This window comes from Chryseobacterium sp. MEBOG07 (assembly GCF_021869745.1).
GTDB classification, from domain to species: domain Bacteria; phylum Bacteroidota; class Bacteroidia; order Flavobacteriales; family Weeksellaceae; genus Chryseobacterium; species Chryseobacterium viscerum.
In genome coordinates this window covers 1878400-1897403 of sequence record NZ_CP084579.1, presented here as the reverse complement: position 1 = coordinate 1897403, position 19004 = coordinate 1878400, and the positions used below count along the sequence as shown (strand labels likewise).

Here is a 19004-nt window from a genome sequence, read left to right as displayed (position 1 = left end):
TTGTACCATCAATTTATAAGCCAATAAGGGCTCAACAGATGATAATATATTTTTAATGTGAAAAAATAAATGTAAGCAAATTTTTAATTTGATTCGTTTAGAAACGCAGTCCATTTTCCATAAACAACAAGTTTTTAGAATTTTATAAACAAAAATCCATGAAAATTTTACAATTCGTAGGAAATGCAAACATCAATTTGATAAATCAAAAATAAATATCTCAATATTGAGACATTTGTCGTAAATTTGAGGCAATTAAAAATAATGGATACCCAACAAAGAATTATCGATACAGCCATAATAGTCTTAAACGAGAATTTTTCGGCAACAATTGAAGACATCGCGACAAGCTGTAACCTTAACCGCAGAACTTTGCATCGGTACTTTAAAAGCAGGAACGAACTATTGGAAGCTTGCAACAAAAATATGATGACAGCCTGGGAAGAAACAGCTATTAAAGCCTGCAACAGTTCTAGCAATCCCGTCGTACAGCTTGAAAATCTATTATATGCTGGCATTGACAGTGGAACAAAGTATGCCTTTTTAATTAAACTGAATGAAGTGGAACCTACTTACGAAGTTGAAATAAGTAAAGACTATTTAAAAGCAAGAAATGGTTTATTCGATGCAATACTGAAACTGCAAAAGGAACAACTGATAGATAGCCAGCTGCCATTACCCTGGATAAGAATCCTCTTCACCAGTGTTATTACAGCAACCATCACCGCGTACAGATCCGGAGATATTGCTCCCAATGAAGTAAAAAAATTAGCCTGGAATTCATTCAGCAGAAGCATAGGCTTACAATTAAATAAATAAAAATGATACATTCTTTTTTAATGATAGGTCAGTCCAACATGGCGGGACGTGGCTACGCAAATGAAGTCCCTCCTATCTTTGATGAGCATATTAAAATGCAGAGAAACGGATTATGGCAGATTATGTCTGAGCCTATTAACTATGACCGCCCCAGTTCAGGTGTCGGACTTGCTGCATCATTTGCTGCTTCCTGGAGACTGGATAATGAGCAAAACGAAATTGGATTGATTCCATGTGCGGATGGAGGTACGAGCCTTGATGATTGGGCTGTAGGGAGTGCTTTATTTGAAAATGCAGTATCACAAGCCAGGCTTGCCCAGCGAACAAGCGAGATCAAAGGGATTTTATGGCACCAAGGCGAAAGTGACTGCTCTCCTGAAAAGGCTGGCAGATACCAGGAAAAGTTTTCTGCAATTATTGATGCTTTGCGGAAAGAATTAAATATTCCTGAAGTTCCACTTATCATTGGAGGTTTAGGAGATTATTTATCAAGCGGAATATTTGGTCAGTACTTCACTCATTATCCCTTGGTCAATAAGGAACTGGAGCTTTTTGCCCAATCTCATGAAAACTGTTATTTTGTTAGTGCAAAAGGGCTTACAGCGAACCCTGATGGAGTTCATTTCAATGCTCATTCACAAAGGGTTCTGGGAATAAGATATTACCATGCATACCGTGACCTTAAGAATTTTTTAGATCCTATCATGGATGAAGCCAGTGTATTAGACACCCTCTATAACCGTCATTACACCAAGACAGAAAAGATTAAACTCCTGGAACACGAATTTGCAATCGGGAATATTGAAAGTAAAGATTATTTAGCTCAGTTAACAGCAATAGGTCAAGAGTAAAAGAACATTCTATTCTATTATTTCAAACATACACTGTCAACCATAAAAAATCCAACATCTTTCCGATATTGGATTTTTTTATTAAGCTCAATGGATACTTTATTCAAGATTAAATATTGATAATCATTAGCAAATCAACAGCAGCCGATATTCACCGTCATTTTCTACAGGTGCTCTATGAACACATGGCAATGCTTGTTGTGCCGGATGATCTACAGCGATCCGCCAAAGATGTCCTATTCCTAAATTGACAGGCTCTGCGTCAGGTTTGGGCTGGTAATGCAGATCGAAGAAATACTCTTTCAGAAAGTCTTCAAATTCTTCTTCCGGACCATCATGTAATTCTTTGAGCTTTTCCCGGATTTCCGGAATCATGATTTTCTGTTCCACCTGATCATTTGAAATAATATCACTTGCAGCCCCATAATAGGTACATAAAAAAGTATCCGTTGCAACAGGTGAACGATCGACATGATATGAATATACATCGGTTGAAATGAAACCAAGCTCCTCATCCCGTTCATATTTTTTAAGCAAATTAAGAACTGGGGAAGCTCCAAATGCTGTCAATAATTGAAAATCATTTAAAATAATTTCCCTTGCTATATTCCCTTTTTCCGACAGCTTTAATGATAAAAGATCTTCAACGGAAACTTCGGTAATATTTTCGTCTAACTGAAGTTGAGACACTATTTCTTTAAAGTCCCCTGCTAAATTTCTATGCCAGCAAATTGCATTCATCGCTCCTTTAAAACCTGTATTCACGAGTTCAGAAAAGTTGGATACCACTTCAATTTGATGATTATCAGAAAATATATTGCTCATATTTCAGAATAAAAAATTCAGTTATTTAATTCTCTGCAAAAATAAGGAATAGATGAAAAGTACTGCTATATTATTATCTTAAACATCAAAAGAAAAGCATAAATCATTCCTTTAGAATATAAAAAAACAGCATCCTCTTTAGGAGAATGCTGTTCGTATATAAGGTTATTAATTTCCAGTTTTGTTTTTACTTCTTCAATATTTTTTCTGTTACTGTAGAAGATTTTGTTTTAAGTTTAATGTAATATACTCCTGTCTGAAGAGAAGATAATACTACCTGTTCCTGCATCATATTCAAAGTTCCTTGTTTTATCAATTGTCCTGTAGTACCAAAGATTTCATAGGAAACCAAAGGCTCTTTACTTCTGATATTCAACACATCCTGCACCGGATTAGGATATAATTGTATTCCTGCCTGAACAGATGTTTCTTCTACCGACATCTGACTGCATGCTGATTTAGCATATTTTGTAATGAAAGACTGGGATTTTCCTCCCGTTACGTTCACCGTCATCGTATTGACATTATCATTGGAATCTGTAAACAGCTGGTCATGAAAAAGACCGCCTAATACATAATTTCCATCTTTATCTACAGCAATTGCTGTAAATTCATCCTGAACCTGAAAATTACTATGAATCTCCCCGGTACCAATTACAGCTCCTGTATCTTTATTAAAACGTACCAGTAGAGGATCTGCCAGATCTCCATTAGGACGAACCATCGAATAAGTTCCCCAAACCTCATTCCAGCTTCCTTTAGCAAATCCTAATTCATTGCCATTAAGAGCAATTTTCCCTTTCATGAAACGGTAAGCGGAAAAGCTTGTAAGCCCGTCTGGAACTTTTGCCCACTGTACTACCCCATCCGCATTAAGCTTCATCACAAAAGGAGTCTGCCCCTGGTAATTTTGTACAGGAAAAGAGTAACTTCCGAAAGTCGTTGGAACAGTTCCGGAAAAATAACGTCCAGAAATATAAATATCAGAAGAGCCTGAACCTTTGATAACAGAATGAATTTCATCATCCATAAATCCTGGCAAGCTATTATCAAATTCTTTTCTCCATAACTCCGCTCCTGTACTTCCATTAAAAGCAAGCACATAAGCATTCTTTGTAAACGGAATATTATTGTACGAGAAACTTTCCATCGCAGATCCATAGTTTCCAATCATTCTTTTTCCTGCCAGATAATAGCGATTTAAGCTTTCATCATAAAGTAAGTTCACTTTACCATCGGTTCCTCCCGCTCTTAATCCTCCTGTTATAGGTAAAAGCAACGGAGCAACAGGTGTCATACTGCCGTTATTATAGTTAAATTTAACCAGGTAATATTGGAATGATGAGGTATAGGAAGGTGGTACGGTAATCAAACCATCTAAATGGGTTCCTGCTTTAAAGCCCATCACCGCATGAATATTTTTGGATGAATCCATGTACATCATCTGAACATCGCAATCACGGGTAGGATAATTTATATCTCCCTGCAAAGCCTTGCTCCATGCCAGATTACCATTAGAGGTATTATACTTCAGTAAATAAGCCGCTTTATGTGCAGGATCTATCGTCTGATCATAATAGGTATACAATGGTATTGTATGAGTGACATCAAAATGCATAGGAACAGCATTCGGATCCCCTACATAAGAATTATTATAGAGTGTAGCCATTACATATAACCCACCATTATTGTCCACCTCAATATGCCATGCATTCTCACCATCTCCGGATCCTCCTACCGTTGTAGACCACAATATATTACCCTGACAATCTGTAGCAAACAGCATCAGGTCACGAAGTCCATAATTAGGCACAGATACCCCGTTCAGATTTTGATCTCCATTCCATACACTTGTCAAATAGTAGGTATTATTATTGTTATCTACTACAATATCCCGAATAGATTCATCATACTGATAATTAAATCCTCCATCAACTGAACCCACTTGCCCCCCCGCCTGCCTTCCCCATTGCCATTGGTAAGTCTGGCTAAATGATAAAGCCGGTAATATCAGAAGTAATCCCCACAGTTTGTTTTTTAATTGTATCATATAAATTCATTTAATTATCATATACTATAAAAAAACAGCGCTCTCCGAAGAGAGCACTGATTTATAAGTCACTAATTTTTAATTAGTTTTCCTTGTAATGATGTGTCTCCCGTTTGTACAATGACAATGTAAACACCTTGCAACCAGCTGGAAATTTCCACGTCTACCTCTCCGGAAGCCGCTTTCACTTCTTTACGGAATTTGATATTGCCCATGGCATCAAAAACTGTAATCTGTTTTGCCAGTAATTTTTCATTACCTGTATTATACGAGATTTTCACTTTTTCCTTCGCAGGATTTGGTATCATTTTCAGAGAAGAAACCGCAGTAACGGTAACGCTTCTTGATGCACTTCTCATACCCATCCAGTCCGGATCTACCGCTTTGGTACTAAACTTACACGTTTCATTAGAGAATAAGACCTCATCCGCTCCTTGGAAATTTGGATTTGGATAGAATGCCAATGGATTAGCATTCATATCATACATACCTCCCGCCGGAATCGTAATGATAGACGGAATATAAGTTCCATATCCATTAACACTTGAAACGTTAAGACTTATTGGCTGACCTCCTGCATTGTGGATTGTACCAAAAACAGCGTAATGATCTCCAACCCACTTCATCCCTTTAATTCCTCCTTCAATCTTACAATCTGTTTCGTATCCACATTCTTTACCTGGATAGTAATTCATGGTGCCCGATGTATACTGACATCCTAAATGATTAACCTGTAATTGGTAGGTACCCGGAGCTCCAATATATAATGGGAAAATGAAATTATTGTTTCCAGTCTGAATGCTGTTTCCGAACAACATCCAATCATGGTGATCAAATACTCCTTTTGGTCCCAGAATATAATTCTTCTCTCTAAGACATTCGTCATAGCATCCTGTAGGGAATACCCACATAAGACTTTCAAGACTTAATGGTACTTCTACATAATTAGATACTTTACAACCGCTTGGCGCAGTATAGATAACCTGATAAGCACCTCCTTCATTTACAGTAATTGACTGACCTGACATTCCATTGCTCCAGTTATAATTTCCTGCAGATGGTCCTGATGCAGTTAGCTTAATTCTATAAGGCTGGCAGCTCACCAAACTGTAAGCTATCGTAACCGGTGATGGTGGCGCACTTACTGTAACGGTAAAGTTTTTAGAACTTACACATCCTGATGCTCCTGGAGTTCTTACTTCAAGAGTAAAGACGTATGTACCTGCTGTTAACGATCCTGTATTGAAACTAATTGGATAAGGACCAGACGCCCATGCAGCTGATGCCAGAGCACCATTTTTCTTCCATTGGTATTGCAACGTATTATCCGTTACAAGACCGCTAAGTGTCGTAGAAGATCCTTGGCAGATATTAGCTGTTCCTGATATGTTAACATATGGAGCATTTTTAATCGTTACTGTTGCCGGATTAGTACTCATAATACTTGTTCTACAAAGATCTGTTGACACCAATACCGGCCAATAAGTTCCTGACTGAGTCGGAGTAAAACTTGCTGAGTTTGGTGCTCCTGGTACCGGTTGGTTACCATTCATCCAGATATATTGATAAATAGTTCCAATTGAAGTATTATTAAATGTAATAGTCGGGGCGCTTCCTGCACAAGCAACTGCATTGATAGGTATTAAATTACCACTAAGTAAAGCTTCATTAACATTAATATTTTTAATCGGAGAAAGATATACACATCCCTGAGGACTCGTGATTCTTAACTGAATTGTTTTCGCACCACTTGTATTATAAGTAACCGTTGCATTTGCTCCTGGAGAAACATACGCAGTACCATCAAATAACCAAGTATATGTATACCCTGAAACATACGCTAAAGGAGAGAAAGTAATCGGTTCACGTACGCACAATCCAAATGGAATCAGGAAATCTGTACTAGGTACCGCTGCCAATGTAATAGTCTGCGTAGTAGTACACGTTGGTTTACCAGGTGCAGACATTGTCATTGTGAAGGTATAAGTACCTGGCGCAAGATTATTATAAGTAGCTGTCTGTCCTGTTTGGGTTGGCTGACCCGGACTCGTAAATGTATAAGTAATAGATGACGGATTGATCTCAAATATAGTAGAACTATTAAACAGAGTCACATTGTATCCACTTCCATTACATACTGTACTTACATTGAATTTAGGCTCGTAGTTCTTTCTTACTTCTACTGCTTTGCTGTACCAGCATGCACCATATCTAAGACGTACAAAAACAATATGTGCTCCTGCAAGATTAGTCTGATACGTTGCTGTAGGCTGCCCTTGAGGGGAAGTTAAAGTAAGTACGCTGTCTGATGACCATTGGATCTCATTAGGAGTTCCATTATACGTTAAGCCTGAAACAGAAATCGTATTACAACCTGACCATGAAGCAGCAAAGTTGATCTGAGGATCTGTATTACAAGTTCCGCTGCTTGGACATAGCTGGCTCACATTAATATTTTGTGAGGAAACCACACAACCATTAATATCTACTGCCTGTACTCTATAGGTTCCAAAAGCACCTGCCCCCCCTATGGTGTATGAGTTCGTTGTAGCACCTGGTATGATTCCATTATTTTTATACCACTGCCAAGATACAATATTAGTAAGTCCCGTAGAACTGTTAGCCGTAAGAGTATACGGTGTCATTGTTGTAGGATCACATACTAGAATATTATATACCGGAGAAACCGTAATAATGGTTTCAGGATATATAGTAAAGGTAGCACTTGCTGTAGGCTTATAGTTACATCCGTTAGTTCCAGAATAAGTCACAGTAACTACCTGGGAAACATTACTTCCTGAAGTATTTGAGATATACCCATTATTTGGGAAACTATAATTTCCAGCTGGATTGAAAGCTGTAGTAAATGTCGTTCCGTTAGCAAATGTGAAAGTAACATTTGTAGCCGAAGTGATCGTTCCCTGATTTACAGTGAAAGACAGATTCGAACCTAAACAAAGCCCCCCTACATTCGTAAAACTAACTGTTGGAAGCGTTAATAAAGATATTGGAATACTGATATCTTTTGTTACTCCACATTTCACAATTCTTAAGTTCAGCGTAGTATTGCTTGTTAAAGAAATTTCGTTGAAGTTTACAGTAATATTATTTGTACCCTGCCCACCTACAACACTTCCGAAGTTTGTACTTCCAAACGTCCATTCCATAAAGTCTGGAACAATTCCATTCAGATTTGCACTGAAAGTCTGAGTACTACTTGGACAGAAAGGCCCTGGGTTAGGATTAATCGTAATCGTATTAAGATCCAATGGCGCTACATTGAACGAAATTGGAGCCGATAGACAACCTGCATTACTCATCGATTTATTCTGTGCAGACACCGTATATGATGAAGCACCAGCATTAAATATAACCGTTACAGAAGGTCCTGCATTACTACCCTGGATCGTTCCGTTGGTAACGCTCCAAACTGGTACCATTCCTGCATCAACAGAACTGATGGTGTACACATAAGGTTTTCCAGGACATACTTTAGTCTCTCCTGAAATAGTTCCTGTAGGCGGCTGTGGAATTGGTAATACCTTAATAATTCTTGAGTTGCTTTCACAACCTCCACCTTGCTTAACAGCAGTAATAGTATAAGTACCTGCTGTTGTAAAAGGATAAGTAAATGGTCCGGATACTACTCCCGATGTGACAGTAGAACCTCCAGTAGTTACTTTCCAGATAACAGGTACATTAGGTGTAGCTGTAAATGTCTGGCTTGTTCCTGCACAGATTTCATCTGCACCACCGCTTATCGCTACCGGTGTTTCTACTACGATATCAATAGAAGCAGTTCCTTCACATGATAACAGAGTGTTGAAATACGTTGCTTCAAGATGATAAGTACCTGGTTGACTTGCTGAGAAAACAATTTCGTTTCTCTGCTGAGTATTCACCAACTGACCTCCTGCAGGGCCTGATACATTCCATTTAACGCTGGTTGTAGGCCATTGAGGAATTGAATAGGTATATTGCTTACCAGCACATACCACTTCCTGACCTTTCACTTTTGCATTCTTTAAAATCACAGGGATTTTAATAGTAGTCCATTCAGGACAAGCACATTCAGACATGTACATTACATACCCGAAACCGTCAAGCGGATCTACCTGATCCCAAATTACTTCAATGTCGTTACCGTTATTGGCAACAATTTGTCCACCGATAACTTTCCATTGTCCTTTATTACATCCATCCTGTGCATTGTACTTCTCTCTGCTTCCTTCGCATACTACAGAAGCACAGTTGATCTGTACAGGATAAGATTTCAGTACCTTAATCTCTTTTTTAAATTTACTCTGACATCCGCACTTATTGGTTACAGTAAGCTGAACCGTATAATTACCAGAAGTCGTGTAGGTGTGAGATGGCTCAAAAGCGGTGGAAGTGGAAGTTACTCCATCTCCGAATTGCCAGTAATAATTGACAATATCTGACCCTCCGTTCTGTTCAGAAAGGTTATCAAAATACACCGCTGTATTATTACATACGGTATAATCCAGATTTAACAATTCAAATTTAGCAATAGGTCTGTTGATTTTTTCAATACAGATGGTCTGTGTTTCCACAGTTCCGTCGTTGTAAGTGATCACAGCCTGTAAAGAACCATTACCGGCAGCTCCCCACGTAACATACGCTAAGGTATTCCCGGTTCCGGTAATGGTAGCAGTTCCTCCTGAAACCGACCATTGTACATTAGAAACGTTGGATCCCTGAACCAGATATTTGACAGGGTCTAATGATTTTTCGCAGACCCGGAGGCACTGGGAAGAATTGATGTAGGAACTGGCGATTCCGTTGTCAGGGATCTGACCTTCTTTTTCGCCTCTGAATTCCTGGCATCCGACCTGTTCGGTCCATGTAATTTGAGCTTGTGCTTGTAGTGCCCACGGCACCAAAAGCCAACATAGCAGGAGCCATCTAAAGACGTGCTGCCTACCAAAATAGGTGTTGTTTTTCATAGTTATTAAAAAAGTGTTATTAATTTTTTGTCAAATTAATAAAAAAAATAATACAAAAATCATTTAATAGTGAAAAAATAACATTCTTTCACAGTTCATACCCAACAATATACACAAATTCCTGCGTATATGTTATTTCACCTATATATTAGTTATGCTAAAAAATTTAAGAATTCCCCAATTACGAACGTTTTAGACGGTTTTTCAACAAAGAAAATCCTATATTTTAATCATATTAAAAACCAAAACAATGACTAATAATTAAATTTGTGTATTTTTTCCTAAAAAAATGAGATTTACATTAAAATTAATCATATTCAAAACAACAAGAAAAACACACCATTTTTAAATACCATACTTACTCTTACAACAAGCTTTTATGGGATCTTTATATTCTGCTTTATAACGAAACACTACAAACATCTATGCGTATCATAAAGGAGAATTGCTGACAAGATTAAAATACTTTATCTTTGTTTTTCGAGGCTTATCATAAATATTTTATTTGAAGATCTTCCCTATGAAAAACAACAGCTTTTTATTTTCTGCAAAAGGAATTTTTACCGCAGCTTTTCTATCTTTAAACACAATCGTTTACGCTCAGAAAACAGCGGACATTTCAACTATTTCGGAAAAAACACTCAATACTATTCTGGAGAAAAACAGATCCTATTATACACAAGGCAAAGTGGCAGATTACATTCCTGAACTGGGGAAAATGGATGCTAAAGCAATTGCTTTTTCAGTGGTAGACAAAAATGGCAAAGTATTCAGCACCGGTGATGTAAATAAAAAATTCACCATGCAGAGTATTTCCAAAATTATATCATTAATGGTTGCCGTTAATGAAAAAGGAGAAGCCCATATTTTTGACAAAATGGGATATTTCGGTTCTGATAAACCTTTTAATCATTTTTCCAATCTTGAAACTACAGGTAAGCCCCTTAATCCAATGATGAATGCAGGAGCTATCCTTACCACTTCATTAATTTCAGGAGAAGGTGAGAAACCATTCCTTAAAATACTGGACATGGTAAGATACATTACCAAAAATCAAACAATAGATTATAACAAATCTGTTTATGAGTCTGAAAAATCAACAGGACACCGTAACCGTGGGATGTTTTATATTATGAAAAACAGTGGATTGATTTCAGGAAACGAGGATCAGCTGGATAACTATTTCAAACAATGCTCTATTGAGCTTACTGCTGAAGATCTGGCGAAAATAGGATATTTCTTTGCCAACCAATGTGTAAGATTTGATGGTGATTCCACTTATAAGAATACTGACATGGCAAAATTAGTAGAATCACAGATGCTAACGGCTGGAATGTATGAATTCAGTGGCGAATATTCCAGAATGGTAGGACTGCCCAGCAAATCTGGCGTAGGTGGTGGAATTACGGTAAGCGTTCCCGGAAAAATTGGAATTGGTGTATTCAGCCCCGCTCTGGATCAGCATGGAAATTCATTAGCCGGATACCATATGATCTTAGACCTGGCGAAACAATATGGATTAAGTATATTTTAAATTTTAACAACCTATTCATTTACACTTAATAAACAATATTGGTCTATAATTGATCTGAAACAACCTTTTAAAGGTTATTAATTGGAAAAATCTTTAACGATCAACCTATTCAAAAACAGTAAGTATATCAGATACTTACTGTTTTTTTATGAATTTCGAAAATATAATTTAATTATTTGTTAAAATTCCTATCTGTTTATTTATCAAAATGATAGATAAAATTCATAAATAATTCAGATTAAATCACAATTTATTGATTAATTTTACATAAATTCACCTATCCGTTTTATCATATTGATAAAGGGTATTCTGACATTTCCGGACCTTATTCATGGTATATTATCTTTTTGTAATATACCCGAAAACAAATCTCCCTTTTTTGAAATATTTTATTTTTTATTCCTATATTTGCTTAACATTTTTTTAACTATAACTATTTATATTTAAAATTACTAATATTGTATCGTCACGTTTCTAAGAATAAGAAAACAATAAATATACTTTAATGGTATTTGAACAATTGATATTTTTCTATTAAAAATCATTATCAAATTGCTTTTATGATTAAAGATATATTATAATTTTATTATTTTTATTTCCTCATAACGGGATATCGTCGTTTATACCGATGATATTGATGTTTTGTTATGAGATATCATTAATCATTTCTATACCGTAAATGCTATGAAAAACTTGACTAAAATCAGGCTAATGCCTTTTGAAAAACCGGAAATCACCCTACTATCAAACAATCTATTAAAAAGTAATAGATTATTGAAAAGTTACTACAAAACGAATCAAACCGTTGACGATTTAACAAAAACCAATTTTATTATATCATAACAGAAAAAGCAACTGCCTTATTACCGAAAGGCACAGCATTTTGTTATGAAGCTCTTGCTATCATTCAATAATTATCACGCCATGAAAAAACTAACCATTATTGGACTGACGCCTTTTGAAAAACCGGACGTTAACCTTATCCCTAGACTACATCAGGCGGGTGCATTTCCCGTTCTAAGTTTAGGAAATGAGTTGACAGCCGCACAGGAAGCGTTACATCAACTTGACCAGATAGACGTACCATCGTATGGTATTTATTTTTCTAACGACAATTTCACATCTCTTCAAATTCCTGAAAAAGTAAGATTTGCGATCCTTCCGTTCGGAATGTCAAACCCTTCCAACCTGCCTATCGTTTATCAAATAAGCAGTGTGGAAGAAGCCAGACAGGCTGAACAACTGGGAGCAGAAGGAATCATTATAAAAGGAAATGAAGCAGGTGGGCTGGTAGGCTATGAATCTACATTTATATTATTCCAGCGTGTGATCAAAGAAATCCAGAACATTCCGGTGTGGGTACAGGGAGGAATAGGTCTCCATACCGCAGCGGCGTTTAAAGCATTAGGAGCAACAGGAGTTGTACTGGACAGCCAGTTGGCCTTGTTTCCCGAAAGTTCAGTTCCTAACGAACTGAAAGATGTATACTCAAAACTGAATGGTACAGAAACTAAGGTGATCGCGAACCATCGCGTATTGGTAAGACCCAACTCACCTGCATTACCTGAAAATGCAACGGCAGAAGATCTGAAACAATACTTTACCGGTTGGGATCTTAGTACATGTTATATCCCGATGGGGCAAGACATTTCGCTGGCAACAGACCTCTATGAAGACTTCAAAACTCTGAAAAAACTGATTTTCGGATTTAAAGAAGCCATGTATGGGCATCTGAAGCAGGCAAAAGCTTTGAAGGTTATTGATAAAGATAACAATATGGCTAAGGAATTGGGTCTGAGCTACCCTATTGCTCAAGGTCCTATGACCCGTGTGAGTGATGTTCCTTTATTTGCCAATGCTGTTGCTGATGCCGGAGCCTTACCTTTTGTTGCGCTGTCCTTATTGAAAGGAGAATCTGCAAAAGCTTTGGTGATGGATACCAAACAACTTGCCGGTGAAAAAACATGGGGTGTAGGGATTCTTGGATTTGCACCGCAAGAATTAAGAGAAGAACAGACCTCTTATATATTAGAAGCGAAACCTCCTGTCGTTTTGATCGCAGGTGGAAGACCCGCTCAAGCTAAAGTGTTTGAAAAAGCAGGAATAAAATCCTTCTTACACGTTCCATCCCCTGCCCTTCTGGATATTTTTCTGAAAGAAGGTGCCAAGAATTTCATTTTTGAAGGACGTGAGTGCGGAGGCCATGTAGGCCCGCTCTCAAGCACAGTGCTTTGGGAAAAACAAATAGAACGTATCTTAAAAGAAGATCATCCTGAAAAAATCAGCGTCTTTTTTGCAGGTGGAATCCATAACGCTTTTTCAACGGCATTTGTTTCTATCATGGCAGCACCATTAGCTGCAAGAGGAGTAAAAATTGGAGTGTTGATGGGAACCGCTTATCTGTATACTCATGAAGCTGTACAGACCGGAGCCATTCAGGAAGAATTCCAGGCACAGGCAATGCAGGCAAAAGATACGGTCCTATTGGAAACAGCTCCGGGACATGAAACGCGTTGCCTAAACACCGCATTCGCCAACCATTTCAATACAGAGAAAACAAAACTTCTTGCTGCCGGAATGGATAAAAAACAGGTATGGGAACAGCTTGAAAAATTAAATGTAGGCCGTTTACGTATTGCGGCTAAAGGTATAGAACGTCAGGGTGACAAACTTGTTAATATTCCTAAGGATGATCAACTTGACTTAGGAATGTATATGATCGGGCAGGTAGCTACGATGCATAATCGTGTGATCTCCCTTGCAGCTCTTCATCAAAGCATCGTTGACAATTACGAGCATGTTCAGAATGCTGCCTTGTCAGAAGAACCGGTTTCAATGGAAAAACCACTGGACATCGCTATCGTAGGGATGGAATGTATCTTCCCTGGTGCTAAAAACCTTGATGAATACTGGAGAAATATTATTTTAGGAAAAGACAGTGTTACCGAAGTACCGGATGAAAGATGGAATAAAGAACTATATTACCATCCTGATTCTGACGGACCGGATGTCTCTCACTCCAAATGGGGAGGATTCATTCCTAAAATTGATTTCGATCCATTAGCATTCGGAATTCCGCCACAATCCCTTGCAGCCATTGAACCTACACAATTGTTGACCTTATTGGTGGCAAAACGTGCGATGGAAGATGCCGGATATGGTGAAAAACACATCAACAGAGACAACATTTCTGTAATTATAGGGGCTGAAGGTGGTAATGACCTTGCCAACAGCTATAGTTTCAGAGGATATTATAAGCAGGTTTTCGGAGAACTTCATGAAGAAGTAAAAGAAGCTTTCCCACATACCACAGAAGATTCATTCCCGGGAATTCTTGCCAACGTAATCGCAGGTAGGATTACGAACCGCCTGGATCTTGGTGGTAGAAACTTCACTGTAGATGCGGCTTGTGCTTCTTCTTTAGCAGCTCTTGATCTGGCTTGCCAGGAACTTGTATTGGGCAAATCTGACATGGTTCTTGCAGGAGGTGCAGATTTACATAATGGTATCAATGATTACCTGATGTTCTCCAGCACGCATGCTTTATCAAGAAAAGGAAGATGTGCTACATTCGACAGTGATGCAGACGGTATTGCTCTTGGAGAGGGTATTGCAATCCTGGTACTAAAAAGATATGAAGATGCAGTACGCGATGGTGACCGTATTTATTCAGTCATCAAAGGAGTTGGCGGATCCAGTGATGGAAAAGCTCTTGGGCTTACTGCTCCAAGACAAATAGGCCAGGTAAGAGCACTGGAACGTGCTTATTCCCAAGCTGGGATTAGTGCTGCTTCTGTAGGTTTAGTGGAAGCTCACGGTACAGGAACCGTTGTAGGTGACAAAACAGAATTAAGTGCATTAACTAATTTGTTCAGCCGTTCAGGGGCATTACCTGGACAGACTCATTTAGGTTCTGTGAAAACACAGATCGGACATACCAAATGTGCGGCAGGATTGGCAGGATTAATTAAAGCTTCCCTTGCAGTATATCATGGTGTAAAACCACCTACCCTTCATCTTCAGCAGCCTAATGCTTATTACAATGCTGAAACCAGTCCATTTGCATTCCATGCAGAAAGTGGATTATGGGGTGAGAAAAACCGTTATGCAGGAATCAGTGCCTTCGGATTTGGAGGAACCAATTTCCATACAGTAATTGCAAATCATCCTAAGCAGGATAATTCAATCGTCATGCAGTCATGGCCTTCAGAATTATTTGTTTTCCGCGGAGATACTTATGAAGAGGCAAAAGGACAATCAGGTCAGATTAAAGCTTTATTAGAAATTAATGATGGTATTCCATTAAAAGATATCGCTTACAGTTTAAGCATCAGCTCAGAAAAGCCAATCCAGTTCAGTATTGTTGCTGATACCGCTGAGGATCTTATGATGAAGCTTGAACTAGTACTGCTAGGGATTGAGACAAAAGATACCTTTACAGTCAACAAAAAAGAAGGTAAAGTCGCTTTCACATTCCCTGGACAAGGCAGTCAGAGAATCAATATGGCTCGTGATCTATTCGTAGTCTTCCCGGCTATGCGTAAGATTATTGATGACTATCCTGAGCTTGAAAAAGTAGTTTTCCCGGTTAAAACCTTTAATGAAGCTGATTTAAAACAGCAAAAAGAAACCATTAAAGACACTCGTTTAGCACAACCGCTTTTAGGAATTGTTGATCTTGCATTAGCTAAGTTCCTGGAATCATTAGGAATTGTTCCGGATATGCTGGCAGGTCACAGCTATGGTGAAATACCGGCTTTATGTTTTGCGGGTGTATTTGGAGAAGATAAACTGGTTGACTTAAGTATTAAGAGAGCTCAATCTATCTTAGATTCAGTGGAAGGTGGTGATCCAGGCTCAATGCTGGCAGCAAGCGCTACCCCGGAACGTTTACAGCCGATCATTGCTAAAGTGGAAGGATGCTATCCAGTGAATTTCAACGCTCCTACTCAGTGCGTTATTGCAGGAAGTACTGAAGCAATCAACAAATTACTGGAAGTACTGAAACAAGAAGGTATTTCAGCAAAAAAACTGGAAGTAGCCTGTGCATTCCACAGCCCATTACTGGCAAAATCCAAAGGTCTATATGCTGAGGTATTACAAGATGTTCCTTTTGGAGAAATGCAGATTCCTGTGTATTCAAATACTACAGCAGCAGTATATCCTACGAATCCATCAGAAATAAAAGAAAGACTTACCGATCACTTGGTACAGCCTGTAAAATTCGTAGAAGAACTTCAGGCCATGTACAACGACGGTGCAAGAATATTCATCGAAGTAGGACCTGGTAAAGTGCTTACGGGATTGACAAAATCCTGTTTAGAAAAAGATCAGCTTACCCTATATGTTGAAGACAACAGCCGAAATAAGTTTACCCATCTCCTTTGTATGCTTGCCCAATATTTAGGGACAGGACGCAGTTTCAATATCGATAAACTTTTTGACGGCCGAAGTGTTAAGGTTATTGATCTTAACCAGCCTGAGCTTTATAAGAAAAGCCCTGCCATCTGGCGTGTTAACGGGCAGACTGCCCACCCAACCACTGGTAATTTGCCATCTAATGGTGCATTACCACTCACAAACCCTATTCCCATGAACAATTTTACTACTCATAACCAGCCCCCTGCAGTGGAAGCGCAATCTACCGCTGAACGTATGCTGCAGGAATATTTAAACAGTATGAAACTAATGATACAGGCACAGCGTGATGTGATGCTTTCCTTTATGGGACAGAATCCTCAGGCATTCCCTGCTCCTGTATATACTTCTCCGGTTGCGGCTCCTGCTCATCAGCAAATGTCTGCTATCCCGGTTCAGCCTGTTCATCACGAAAAACCAGTAGCCGTTGCGGCTGTGAAACAAGCTCCGTCAAGAGATATCAAATCCTTATTACTACAGGTAGTGAGCGATAAAACAGGATATCCTCAGGAAATGCTGGGGATGGAAATGGACCTTGAAGCTGACTTAAGTATTGACTCCATTAAAAGAGTTGAGATCATCGGAACACTTCGTAACGAACTCGGAACTTTGGGTAACGGAAATATCAGTGAAGATACCGTTATGGAACAGTTGGCAGGAATCAAAACATTAAGTGGCTTAGTTTCATGGCTTACTGAATTCTCAGGGGCAGACAAAACAGCTACTCCCGAAAACAATGGTTCAGCAGTGGAGTCTAACACATCACAACCACAAGCTCAATCTACCTTATCACTTGAAGATCTTCAAAATGCTATTCTGAATATCGTAAGTGAAAAAACAGGATATCCGAAAGAAATGTTAGGGCTAGACTTAGATTTGGAAGCAGATCTTAGTATTGATTCTATTAAACGTATGGAAATCATCGGTGATCTTAAAACCAAAATTGGTTTTGGTCAAAACCTTGAGCAGGCTGATGATGTAATGGAAAAATTAGCAGCTATTAAAACACTTCGTGGTTTGGCAAGCTGGATCAACGAAATGAGCGGTGAAACTCCTGAAGTTAAAAATGAAATAAAGGAAACAGCCACTCCTGAAACAACAAATAATGTACTATCACGCCTTCGTTTCGATATCACTCCAACCGATGCTTCTTTGGTACAAAACACTGAAGTTCTGCAGGGAAAACGTTTCGCTATCACACAAGATGACAGCAAACAAACCTCAGCGATTAAAAGCGAATTGGAAAAACATGGAGCCATCGTAGAATTGGTAGATACAGAAAAAGACCTTTCAAACGTTGACGGATTGATCATGCTAGACCTATTCTCAGCAACTGATAAACCAAGCATTATCGACCACGTTGACTTGATAAAAAAACTGGATTTTGATAAAGTAAAATGGGTGTATCTCATCTCAGATATTCCTGCGCATCTTCAGGAAATCGCTGATGCACGTGTATTACGCCATCACCAGGGATATCCGGGACTTTTCAAAAGTTTGGCAAGAGAATTTGACAATACCACCTGCAGACTCATCAGCCTAAGTACTCCTCAGGAAGTAGATCAGATTGCTGAAATCACTTTAAAAGAGATCCTTACCAACGATAAACCTGCTGAAGTTATTTATAAAAATGACCAGCGACACAGAGTAGATATCATTCCTTCCCCATTGTCAATGAGTCTGAGTGAAGCTCATATTCAATTAGATCAAAAATCTGTAGTATTGGTATTGGGAGGTGCACAGGGGATTACTGCAGAATTGGCAAAACACATGTCTCAGGCCTATCCTTGTACTTATATTCTGGTAGGAAGATCCGCTGACCCTAGAAATGAAGCATCTATTCTGAAGGAATTTGAAGGTATGAAAACCAAGGAAGAAATAAGAAGTTTCCTTATCAAGTCCGGAAAATTCACTTCTCCTGCAGAAATAGAAAAAGAAACGACAAGAGTTTTCAAAAACAATCAGATCCTACGCACCATCCGTGATATGGAAGAACTTGGAAACACTATTATTTATCAATCATTAGACCTTTGTGATGAAGAAGGTTTAGGGAACCTGATCAGCAGTATTTACGAAAAATATGACCGTCTAGACGGAGTCATCCATGGAGCAGGTCTTTTAGAAGATAAATTATTCAAACAAAAGACGACAAGTTCTTTCGGACGAGTATTCGATACTAAAGTGAAACCACTTCGTGTATTGGCTGAACAGCTTCGCTCAGACTGCCAGTTTGTAGTTCTGTTCTCAAGTATTGCTTCCGTATACGGCAACAAAGGCCAGACAGATTATGCTGCTGCCAACAGTGTACTGGATGATTACGCGAATGCTTTAAACAAAAGATTAAAAGGAAAAGTAATCTCTATCAACTGGGGACCCTGGAAAGGAGCCGGAATGGTTTCTTCCACCCTTGAATCCGAATACGAGCGTAGAGGTATTTCCATGATTCCATTGGATGAAGGGAAAGAAATCTTCCTTAATGAGATAAAATACGGAACCGAAAGCCAGGTGCTGATCATGTCAGGAAATAATTGGTAAAACTC

The 19004-nt window shown here is 38.5% G+C and carries 7 protein-coding genes; 4 read left to right on the top strand and 3 right to left on the bottom strand.

Features of this window, described 5'->3' with window-relative positions:
- The first annotated feature begins 264 nt into the window (after window positions 1–264).
- Entirely contained in the window at window positions 265–819 is a 555-nt protein-coding gene (locus LF886_RS08660) for a TetR/AcrR family transcriptional regulator (RefSeq protein ID WP_236853728.1), read from the top strand.
- 2 nt (window positions 820–821) lie between these two features.
- The gene (locus LF886_RS08655) at window positions 822–1670 is read left to right on the top strand and encodes a sialate O-acetylesterase (RefSeq protein ID WP_236853727.1); all 849 of its coding nucleotides are present in this window, start codon (window positions 822–824) and stop codon (window positions 1668–1670) included.
- 126 nt (window positions 1671–1796) lie between these two features.
- Here the strand turns inward: LF886_RS08655 and LF886_RS08650 are convergent, their stop codons facing one another.
- The 3 genes from LF886_RS08650 to LF886_RS08640 all read right to left on the bottom strand — a co-directional run bounded on the left by LF886_RS08650 (window position 1797) and on the right by LF886_RS08640 (window position 9512).
- Entirely contained in the window at window positions 1797–2495 is a 699-nt protein-coding gene (locus tag LF886_RS08650) for a DUF1826 domain-containing protein (RefSeq protein WP_236853726.1), read from the bottom strand.
- A gap of 187 nt (window positions 2496–2682) precedes the next feature.
- Window positions 2683–4545: a T9SS type A sorting domain-containing protein gene (locus LF886_RS08645; RefSeq protein ID WP_236853725.1), complete on the bottom strand. Its 1863-nt coding sequence runs from the start codon at window positions 4543–4545 to the stop codon at window positions 2683–2685.
- Between the two features lie 71 nt (window positions 4546–4616).
- Window positions 4617–9512: a PKD domain-containing protein gene (locus tag LF886_RS08640; RefSeq protein WP_236853724.1), complete on the bottom strand. Its 4896-nt coding sequence runs from the start codon at window positions 9510–9512 to the stop codon at window positions 4617–4619.
- Window positions 9513–10032: 520 nt separating this feature from the next.
- Between LF886_RS08640 and glsA the strand changes: the two genes are divergently transcribed.
- Window positions 10033–11046: a glutaminase A gene (gene glsA / locus LF886_RS08635; protein ID WP_236853722.1), complete on the top strand. Its 1014-nt coding sequence runs from the start codon at window positions 10033–10035 to the stop codon at window positions 11044–11046.
- Window positions 11047–11970: 924 nt separating this feature from the next.
- Window positions 11971–18999: a type I polyketide synthase gene (locus LF886_RS08630; RefSeq protein ID WP_236853720.1), complete on the top strand. Its 7029-nt coding sequence runs from the start codon at window positions 11971–11973 to the stop codon at window positions 18997–18999.
- Window positions 19000–19004: the final 5 nt, after the last annotated feature.

Bases quoted from the DNA above. Each gene is read 5' to 3' on its own strand.
- LF886_RS08640 (WP_236853724.1), bottom strand. From the start codon at position 9,512: ATGAAAAACAACACCTATTTTGGTAGGCAGCACGTCTTTAGATGGCTC.
- LF886_RS08630 (WP_236853720.1), top strand. From the start codon at position 11,971: ATGAAAAAACTAACCATTATTGGACTGACGCCTTTTGAAAAACCGGAC.
- LF886_RS08645 (WP_236853725.1), bottom strand. From the start codon at position 4,545: ATGATACAATTAAAAAACAAACTGTGGGGATTACTTCTGATATTACCG.
- LF886_RS08650 (WP_236853726.1), bottom strand. From the start codon at position 2,495: ATGAGCAATATATTTTCTGATAATCATCAAATTGAAGTGGTATCCAAC.
- LF886_RS08655 (WP_236853727.1), top strand. From the start codon at position 822: ATGATACATTCTTTTTTAATGATAGGTCAGTCCAACATGGCGGGACGT.
- glsA (WP_236853722.1), top strand. From the start codon at position 10,033: ATGAAAAACAACAGCTTTTTATTTTCTGCAAAAGGAATTTTTACCGCA.
- LF886_RS08660 (WP_236853728.1), top strand. From the start codon at position 265: ATGGATACCCAACAAAGAATTATCGATACAGCCATAATAGTCTTAAAC.